This is a genomic window from Mesorhizobium sp. M4B.F.Ca.ET.089.01.1.1 (assembly GCF_004022605.1).
GTDB lineage: Bacteria > Pseudomonadota > Alphaproteobacteria > Rhizobiales > Rhizobiaceae > Mesorhizobium > Mesorhizobium abyssinicae.
This window is the reverse complement of sequence record NZ_RZOS01000264.1, coordinates 1-7,939: the sequence shown is the minus strand read 5'-3', so window position 1 is coordinate 7,939 and position 7,939 is coordinate 1. Positions and strand designations below refer to the sequence as shown.

7 protein-coding genes and 1 pseudogene are annotated in these 7,939 nt (G+C 65.9%); 3 read left to right on the top strand and 5 right to left on the bottom strand.

The genetic code is table 11. The features are described from left to right. From EN780_RS22040 to EN780_RS22025, 4 genes are all read right to left on the bottom strand, one after another. On the bottom strand, window positions 1–462 hold a 462-nt coding region (locus EN780_RS22040), incomplete at its 3' end, for a PAS-domain containing protein (protein ID WP_245500061.1). 171 nt (window positions 463–633) lie between these two features. Continuing rightward, on the bottom strand, window positions 634–2,166 hold the full coding sequence (locus EN780_RS22035) for a DHA2 family efflux MFS transporter permease subunit (protein ID WP_128275314.1): 1,533 nt from the start codon (window positions 2,164–2,166) through the stop codon (window positions 634–636). Window positions 2,167–2,517: 351 nt separating this feature from the next. Beyond that, complete coding sequence (locus tag EN780_RS22030) at window positions 2,518–3,714, bottom strand: HlyD family secretion protein (RefSeq protein WP_128275313.1); 1,197 nt, start codon at window positions 3,712–3,714, stop codon at window positions 2,518–2,520. Then, window positions 3,711–4,190: a MarR family transcriptional regulator gene (locus EN780_RS22025; RefSeq protein ID WP_127286578.1), complete on the bottom strand. Its 480-nt coding sequence runs from the start codon at window positions 4,188–4,190 to the stop codon at window positions 3,711–3,713. Before EN780_RS22025 ends, EN780_RS22030 begins: the two co-directional genes overlap by 4 nt. A gap of 195 nt (window positions 4,191–4,385) precedes the next feature. Between EN780_RS22025 and EN780_RS22020 the strand changes: the two genes are divergently transcribed. Next, on the top strand, window positions 4,386–5,276 hold the full coding sequence (locus tag EN780_RS22020) for a hypothetical protein (RefSeq protein ID WP_128275312.1): 891 nt from the start codon (window positions 4,386–4,388) through the stop codon (window positions 5,274–5,276). Between the two features lie 217 nt (window positions 5,277–5,493). After that, on the top strand, window positions 5,494–6,633 hold the full coding sequence (locus EN780_RS22015) for an efflux RND transporter periplasmic adaptor subunit (protein ID WP_128275311.1): 1,140 nt from the start codon (window positions 5,494–5,496) through the stop codon (window positions 6,631–6,633). Between the two features lie 455 nt (window positions 6,634–7,088). Here EN780_RS22015 and EN780_RS40750 read toward each other — a convergent pair. Then, a pseudogene (locus tag EN780_RS40750) lies at window positions 7,089–7,184 on the bottom strand (FAD-dependent monooxygenase); the annotation flags it as partial. Between EN780_RS40750 and EN780_RS41390 the strand changes: the two are divergent. Then, a partial coding sequence (locus EN780_RS41390; RefSeq protein WP_281035375.1) for an FAD-dependent monooxygenase occupies window positions 7,174–7,939 on the top strand: 766 nt, incomplete at its 3' end. The pseudogene EN780_RS40750 and the gene EN780_RS41390 overlap by 11 nt on opposite strands.

Here is a 7,939-nt window from a genome sequence, read left to right as displayed (position 1 = left end):
GACCTGAACCGTCCGACCGTCGGCGAGGTCGGCGGTCCATACCCTTGGAGCCATGCCCGAATTGACGGCGCGGGCCAATGCAAGATAGGCGTCGGCATCGGTCACAGATGTCCCGGCGGCGACCCGACGTTCGACGATTTCCCGGAGCGTCACACCCGGCTGCAATTGCTCAGGCGCAATGTGGTAGATTTCCGCGTAGCGGCGGTTGCACAGGATCAGCCGTTCGGCAGCGTCGAAAAAGCAGATGCCCTGCGAAACGTTGTCGATCGCCGTCTCAAATCGCAGCGCCTGCCCTTCAAGCGTTGCGATCCTGGCTCGCAGATCGCGCTCGAGCGTTTCGTATGAAGCGATGGTCAGCTTCGCCAGCGCCGCAAGATTGGCCGACTCGGGTGTCTCGGCGGCTTTCCTGGATGATTTCTCGCCCAAACAGAGTTCCTCCAGTTTGGTGCCGGCGCAAAGCAACACGGCTCGCTTTCAACCCAAAAGCGACGACATCGTGATCGATATATACTAATGGTAGATGAACCAGGTGCGGTCGGTTGTAGATATCCGAGAATGCTGGCGCTGTTGCCGAGCCATGATCTTGGGCTCCGGATTCAGGCGCGGCCGCCCAGCCGCGCCAATCCGCAACCGTCAGTCCATGTGTGCGGCAGGGGCGCCGGCGGCCGGCGCCGCCTTCGGCTTGCGCAGCAGGAAGACGAACGGGATGGCGAGCAGCGTCATCACCATCAGGATCTTGAAGTCGTTGACGTAGGAAATCATCATCGCCTGGGTGTTGACCAGCCGATCGACCTGCGACAGCGCCGTCGGATCGCCGCTCGCCGCCGCCGGCGAGGCCGCCCACAGATTGGGGTTGAACGGGTTGATGAAGGCCGCAAGCTCGGTGTGGTTGATCTGCGTGTTGCGTACCATCAGAACCGTCACCACCGACACGCCGATCGAAGAGCCGAGATTGCGCACCAGGCTGAACAGCGCGGTGGCATCGGTGCGGTAGCGCGCGTCGAGCGTCGCGAATGCGATCGTCGACAGCGGCACGAACACCATGCCCATGCCCAGGCCCTGGATGACGCCGGAGGTGAGGATGAGCCAATTGTCCATCTGCGGCGAGAAGCTGGACATGGTGTAGAGCGACTGCGCGGTCAACAGGAAGCCGATGACAACGAGGATCCTGGCGTCGACCCTGTGCATGATGCGGCCGACAAGGAGCATCGAGATCATCGTGCCGATACCGCGCGGACCGATGACAACGCCGATGGTCATGGTCGGATAGCCGAAAATGTTCGCCAGCATGGGCGGCAGGAGCGACATCGAGGCCAGGATGAGCACGCCCATGACGAAGATGAACGCCAGGCCGGTCACGAAATTGCGGTCGAGGAATATCTTGGGGTCGATGAAGGGGTGCTCCGCCGTCACCGTGTGGATGGTGAACACCCAGAAGCCGGTGATGGCAAGGCCGAGCTCGATCCAGATCTCGACGGAGGAAAACCAGTCGACCTCGCCGCCGCGATCCAGCATCAGCTGCAGCGCGCCGACGCCGAGCGAGATCATGGCGAAGCCGAAGAAATCGAAGCTGCGCACGCGCTTGGCGACCGCAGGCAGATAGGCGGCCATGCCGAGGAAGGCGAGGATGCCGACCGGCAGGTTGATGAAGAACACCCAGCGCCAGTTGAAGTTCTCGGTCAGCCAGCCGCCGAGCGTCGGGCCCAGGATCGGCCCCAGCATGATGCCGGCGCCCCAGATGGCCATCGCCTGGCCGTGGCGCTCCCTCGGGTTGATGTCGAGCAGGAAGGTCTGCGACAGCGGCACGATCGCGGCGCCGAATACGCCTTGCAGCAGCCGGAACAGCACGATGGTCTCGAGGCTCCACGCCAGGCCGCACAGCATGGAGAAGATGGTGAAGCCGACAACGGCCGTCAGGAACAGCTCCTTGCGGCCCAGCCGGTCGGCAAGCCAGCCGGTGACCGGCGTCATGATCGCCGCGGCGACGATGTAGGAGGTCAGCACCCAGTTGATGTTGTCCGGAGAAGCGCCGAGATCGCCGGTCATGGTCGGCAGCGCGACGTTGGCGATCGTCGTGTCTAGCGCCTGCATGACGGTGGCCAGCATCAGCGCGACGGTGATCAGGCCGCGGTGCGGTACTTCCTTGAAGGGTTCTGGCGTGCTCATGATGCGGAACTTCCAGCAGGTAACAAAAGCGTGTACACGAGGGTTTCCGGGCGGCGAGGCCTTCCGTTTGGAGACCCTCATCGCGGTGGGACGCGACTATCGATGTGGGGGTTACATCGAACGAAAGTCTCTTTTGATCGGACGCCTGCCGCCCGGAAACCTGAGGACCGAAGGGGTCTGTGTCGAAGGCTTCAGGTTTCGATCAGGCCGCGACGCGGCCCGGTTCAAATCACGATCCTTCCCACTCCTCCCATCGGACCAATCCCCTGCCGTTTTGCTTCCACCCGCCGGGTCCCCGGCAGGCTTCCGCCACTTGTCCATTCCGGCCGCCAGGGCGTCCGGAATCGTCGCTTACTCGGCCGCCTCGCCGGCCGTGGCGTGGCCGAAGATCTTCGGCAGGCCGCGCGCCACGCCGGTGTCGACGGTGACGGCGGCGCTCATGCCGGTGCGCAACGCCATTTTGGCGTCGGGGTCGGTCAACTCCAGGCGCACGGGAATGCGCTGGGTGACCTTGACCCAGTTGCCGGTGGCGTTCTGCGCCGGCAGCAGCGAGAACTCCGCCCCGGTGCCGGCGCCGATCGCCTTGACGGTGGCCTCGAAGGTCTTGCCCGGATAGGTGTCGACGACGATCTCCGCCTTCTGGCCCGGCTTCATGTGGGTGAGCTGGGTTTCCTTGAAATTGGCGTCGATCCAGGTGTCGCCGGTCTCGACCAGCGAGAACAGCGGCGTGCCGATGGCGACATACTGGCCGACCTTGAACGAGGAGGCCTGGCTGACGACACCGTCGGCCGGCGCCGTGACCGTCGTCTGCGCCAGGTCATAGGCGGCCTTGTCGCGCGCGGCGAGCGCCGCCATCACCGTCGGGTGCTTGTCGGTCTCGCTGTCGGGATTGCCGCCGAGCGCCGCCTTGGCGCTGATGATGCCCTGTTCGGCCACCGCCAGCTGCTGCCTGGCCTTGTCGAGGTCGTTCCTGGCCTCGTCCAGCGACGACTTGGCGTTGATGCCCTTCTGGGCAAGGTCGGCGGCGCGGTCGTATTGCGACTGCGCGTAGGCGACTTCGCTGGTGTCGGACTTCTCCTGCGCCATCGCCTGGCTGTAGGCGGCGCGCAGCTGCTCGACATTGAGGCGGGCGGTGGCGACCGCCGCATCGGCCTGGGCGAGCGCGATCCGGTAGGATTCGGGATCGACAGCGAACAGCACGTCACCCTGCTTGACGAGCTGGTTGTCGGCGATGCCGACCTTGACGATGCGACCCGCCGTGTCGGAAGCGATCGACACCTTGGCCTGCTGCAGATTGGCGTTCTCGGTCTCCTGGTAGCGGCCGCCGGTGACCCAGACGTAGGCGCCGCCGGCAAGCAGCGCCGCGGGCAGCGCGACCATCAGGAGGAAGCGGCCGGCGCGGCGCTGCTTCTTCGGCGCCGGCTGCGGCGAGGGAGCGAGCTCCGCCGGGGCGACCGCCGGTTGCGCCGGCGCCTCGGCGACCGGCTGCGCCGGCGCTTCCCGTTCCAGCCTGGTGATCTTTTCGTCCACCTTTGCTACCGCGTTCATGCTGCTGTGCCTTCCGTAGTCTTCATTTTTTCCAGCGACGGCGCTTCGCCGTCGGCCAGGTTCTGCACGATCGTATCCAGCGCCCGGATCAGGACGCGGCGATCTTCCGGCGACACGCCGACCAGCGATTCCTCATAGACCTCGCCGGCGAGGCTCTTGACGTGGGCATAGGCCTCGCTCGCCTTGGCGGTCGGGAAGATCATGCGCACGCGCCGGTCCGTTGCGTCAGGGCGACGTTCAATCCAGCCGCCCTCCTCCATCCGGTCGACGAGGCGCGAGACGCTGATCGGCTCGATTTCGAGAAGCTCGGCCAGTCGCGCCTGGGCGACACCCGCCTCCTTGGCGACACGGACCAGAAGCCGCCACTGCGCCGAGGAAAGGCCGAAGCCGCTGGCGCGCGCCTCGAAGCGCTTGCGCATCAGACGCTGCACGTCGTGGATCAGGAAGCCCAGTCTGTCGATGCCGTCGGAAACCATGAGCGGCATATATAATAAGCGTGCTTAGTATTCAAGGGGACGGCGTTGATCCAGAAGCCGGCAACTGTGCATGGCAGACCCGCGACACCAGCATGGTTAGCGGTTGGTGAACACCGAACCTGGCCTGACTCAGGCTGTTTCCGTGACGCGCGGTTTGCTGCATAGATGCCGGGGCGACGCGGGGAATACGGGGAAATGGCCGACATCTGGCAGGTGGGGATCGTTCCTGTGCCGATCCAGGGCGTTCTTGCCGCCGACGGCCTGGACAGGCGCCGTGTGATCTGGCTGCCGCCGCAAGGCTCGTTCCGCTTCATCGCCGACCCGTTCGGCCTTCCCCACGGCGATCGCTTCACCGTGCTGGTCGAAGCCTATGACTACCGGGTGAAGCGCGGCGAGATCCACTACTACAGCTACGACCGGGGCTGGACGCTGAGGGAGCGCGGCATTGCGCTGAAGGAACATTTCCACCTTTCCTATCCGCAACTGATCCGGTCCGGCGAGGACATCTTCATGCTGCCTGAGGCCTACCAGAGCGGCCGGCTGACGCTCTATCGGGCGGTCGATTTCCCGACAAGGTGGGAGCCGGTCGCCGTGCTGCTGGAAGAGCCGGCGGTCGACTCGACGGTCTTTCACCATCAGCAGCGCTGGTGGATGTTTCATGCGCTCTTCGGACCGGACGGCAGGGACACGCGCGAACTGCATGTCTCCTTTGCCGACAGCCTGACCGGCCCGTGGCACAAGCACAAGCAAAACCCGGTGCGCACGGGCCACGCATCGTCGCGGCCTGCCGGCTCGCCGTTTCTGGACGGTGACAAGCTTTATTTCCCGACACAGGACTGCACGATCGGCTACGGCAGCGCCATCAACCTGCTCGGCATCGACCGTCTGACGCCTGAGGAGTTTTCGGCCGATATCGTCAGGCGCCTGTCGCCCGAAGGCTGGCACGACGGTTTCGACCAGGGATTTCACACGCTATCGGACGGCGGCGGCGTCACCTTGATCGACGTCAAGCGCATCGACCGCTCGCCGATGCGCCACCTGATCAAGCTGCAGCACTGGCTGCGCAGGCAGGCACGCCGGGTTTGAACGACACCTGAAGCCGGGAGACCGACGCCCGCCAGGGAATCGTCTCAGCCAAACATCGGAAAATTTTCAGAAACCGTTCGGGATTTCGCGGACCCGGAGTCGCAAAAAGATCGGGCTGGCAAAAGACAGGCCGCAACGCCCGATCGTCCCCAGCCAAACGCATTTTCCGGTCGCCGCATCCTCCCAGCGCGGCCGCAACCTTGGTCATGGAGACAACATGATTGCCGAACTGCTTCACAACAGGCCGCTGAGACGCCGCCTTGTCGCCGGATCGATCGCCGTCCTTGCCTGCGGCGCCGCGATGGTCTGGCATGGCGCCAGAAGCGAAGCCTCGAACGCAAAGCCTGACGCACCGGAGACGAAGTTGGTCAAGGCCGTCGAGGTGACGCCGGTTGCCAATGCCGATGTCCGCACCGCCATTGGCGAGATCCGCCCAAGGCTCGAGAGCGACCTCGGTTTTCGCGTTTCCGGAAAGCTCATCGAACGCATGGCGGAGATCGGCTCGACGGTGAAGAAGGGCGAGGTGCTTGCCCGCATCGACGACCAGGATTACCGCAACCGGCTGCTCAGCGCCGAGGCGGATGTCGCGGCGGCGCAAGCCGTGCTGGTCGAAGCGAGCGCAGCCGAGGCCCGCATCGGCGCGCTGCTCGCCAAGGGCTTCACGACACGCGCCAGCTACGATGCAACGCTGAAGAACTTGCGTTCAGCCGAGGCCAAGCTGAAGTCGGCGAATATCGCCTTCCAGATGGCGAAAGACCAGCTCGGCTATACCGAGCTGCATGCCGATTTCGACGGCATCGTCACCGCCACCGGCGCCGAAGCCGGCCAGTCCGTCAATGTCGGGCAGATGGTGGCGCGCGTCGCCGATCCGAACAGCCGCGACGCGGTGTTCTCGATCGCCGAAGCCGCCTTCGCCAACACGCCCGACACCAGGCGGCCGCCGAAGGTCACGGTTTCGCTGCTCAGCAATCCGGCGATCACGGCAACCGGTACCGTGCGCGAGATCGCGCCGGTTGCCGATGCCGCGACCCGCACCTTCCAGGTCAAGGTCTCGCTCGAGAATGCGCCCGCCGAAATGCGCTTCGGCGCCAGCGTCGGCGGCCGCGCCGAAATCGCCAGCGCGCCGGTTGTGGTGCTGCCCGGCAGCGCGCTGTTCGACAAGGACGGCAAGCCGGCGGTCTGGGTCGTCACCGCGACATCCGCCGTCGAGCTCAGGCCTGTCGCCGTCGCCCGCTACGAGACCGACCGCGTCGTCGTCAGCGACGGGCTCGCCAAGGGCGACCTCGTCGTCACCGCCGGCGTCAACCGGCTGCGCGAACATGAAAAAGTCCGCACCGCTGAAGGGGAAGAGAAATGAACATGTCAAAGACCAAGGTCCTGATTGCCGGCGCCGGTCCGACCGGCCTGACGCTGGCGCTGTGGCTGACCAGGCTCGGCGTGCCGGTGCGCATCTTCGACAAGGCCGCCGCTCCCGGCGAGACCTCGCGCGCGCTCGCGGTCCAGGCCCGCACGCTGGAGTTCCACCGCCAGATCGGCATCGTCGACGACGTGCTCGCCGCAGGCGTGCGGCTGGAGCGGCTGACCCTGCACACGCCGGCTGGCGTCGCGGCAAGGCTGCCGCTGTCGGATTTCGGCCGCGGTATCAGCCCCTACTCCTTCGCCTTCGCGCTGCCGCAGGACATCCACGAACGCCTGCTGATCACGCATCTCGAGCGCGCCGGCGTCGAGGTCGAGCGCGACACCGAGCTTGTCGCCTTCCAGGACAAGGGCGAAGCGGTCATTGCGACGGTAGAAGGACTGCTCGTAAGTGCCGCCGGGGAAGCCGATGTTCAGCCCATGGCGAACGGCGCTGCGGGCGCCGTCGCAGCCGGCGAGATAGGCCGCGCTGACGGTCTCGGTGCGGCCGTTCCTGCTCAGCGTCGCCGAGCGCTTCCGCGCCGGCCGCGTATTCCTGTGCGGCGATGCTGGCCACATCCACAGCCCCGCCGGCGGCCAGGGCATGAACACCGGCATGGGCGATGCGGTAAACCTTGCATGGAAGCTCGCCGCCGTGGTCCAGGGCCGTGCCGATGCGCGCCTGCTCGACAGCTACGAGCCGGAGCGCATCGCCTTCGCCCACAAGCTGATCGAAAGCACCGACAAGGTGTTCCGCTTCGTCACCAGCCGCTCGCGGCTGGTCGGCCTGTTCCGGCGCTATCTGATGCCGAAGATCATGAACGCCGCGCTGCACACGTCGTTCGGCTCGCGCGCCTTCTTCGGCGTGATCTCGCAGGCGGCGATCGAGTACCGCGCCGGGCCGATCAGCGCGGGCACGGCCGGGAAGGTCAGGGGCGGCGACCGTCTGCCCTATGTGGTCGGCGCGAGGGGCGACAATTTCGAACCGCTGCGCTCGCTCGACTGGCAGATCCATGTCTATGGCGAGGTCAACGCCGAATTCCGGGCGATGCTCGCGCCGGCCGGCATCCCGGTCCATGCCTTCGCCTGGTCGGAAGCGGCCGGCAAAGCCGGCCTGCTGCGTGACGGCGCCTATCTGGTGAGACCGGACGGCCATGTCGCGCTCGCCTCGCCCGTCCAGGAGGCGGCGACTTTCCAACGCTACCTCGCCGGCCTCGCCATCAGGCCGAGGACCGCCGAGCGCGCGCCCTACCGTGTGCCGCGCACCA

What these genes read in the sequence shown, in the direction of transcription:
- EN780_RS22035 (WP_128275314.1), bottom strand. Translation starts at nt 2,166, where the DNA reads ATGAGCACGCCAGAACCCTTCAAGGAAGTACCGCACCGCGGCCTGATC.
- EN780_RS22030 (WP_128275313.1), bottom strand. Translation starts at nt 3,714, where the DNA reads ATGAACGCGGTAGCAAAGGTGGACGAAAAGATCACCAGGCTGGAACGG.
- EN780_RS22025 (WP_127286578.1), bottom strand. Translation starts at nt 4,190, where the DNA reads ATGGTTTCCGACGGCATCGACAGACTGGGCTTCCTGATCCACGACGTG.
- EN780_RS22020 (WP_128275312.1), top strand. Translation starts at nt 4,386, where the DNA reads ATGGCCGACATCTGGCAGGTGGGGATCGTTCCTGTGCCGATCCAGGGC.
- EN780_RS22015 (WP_128275311.1), top strand. Translation starts at nt 5,494, where the DNA reads ATGATTGCCGAACTGCTTCACAACAGGCCGCTGAGACGCCGCCTTGTC.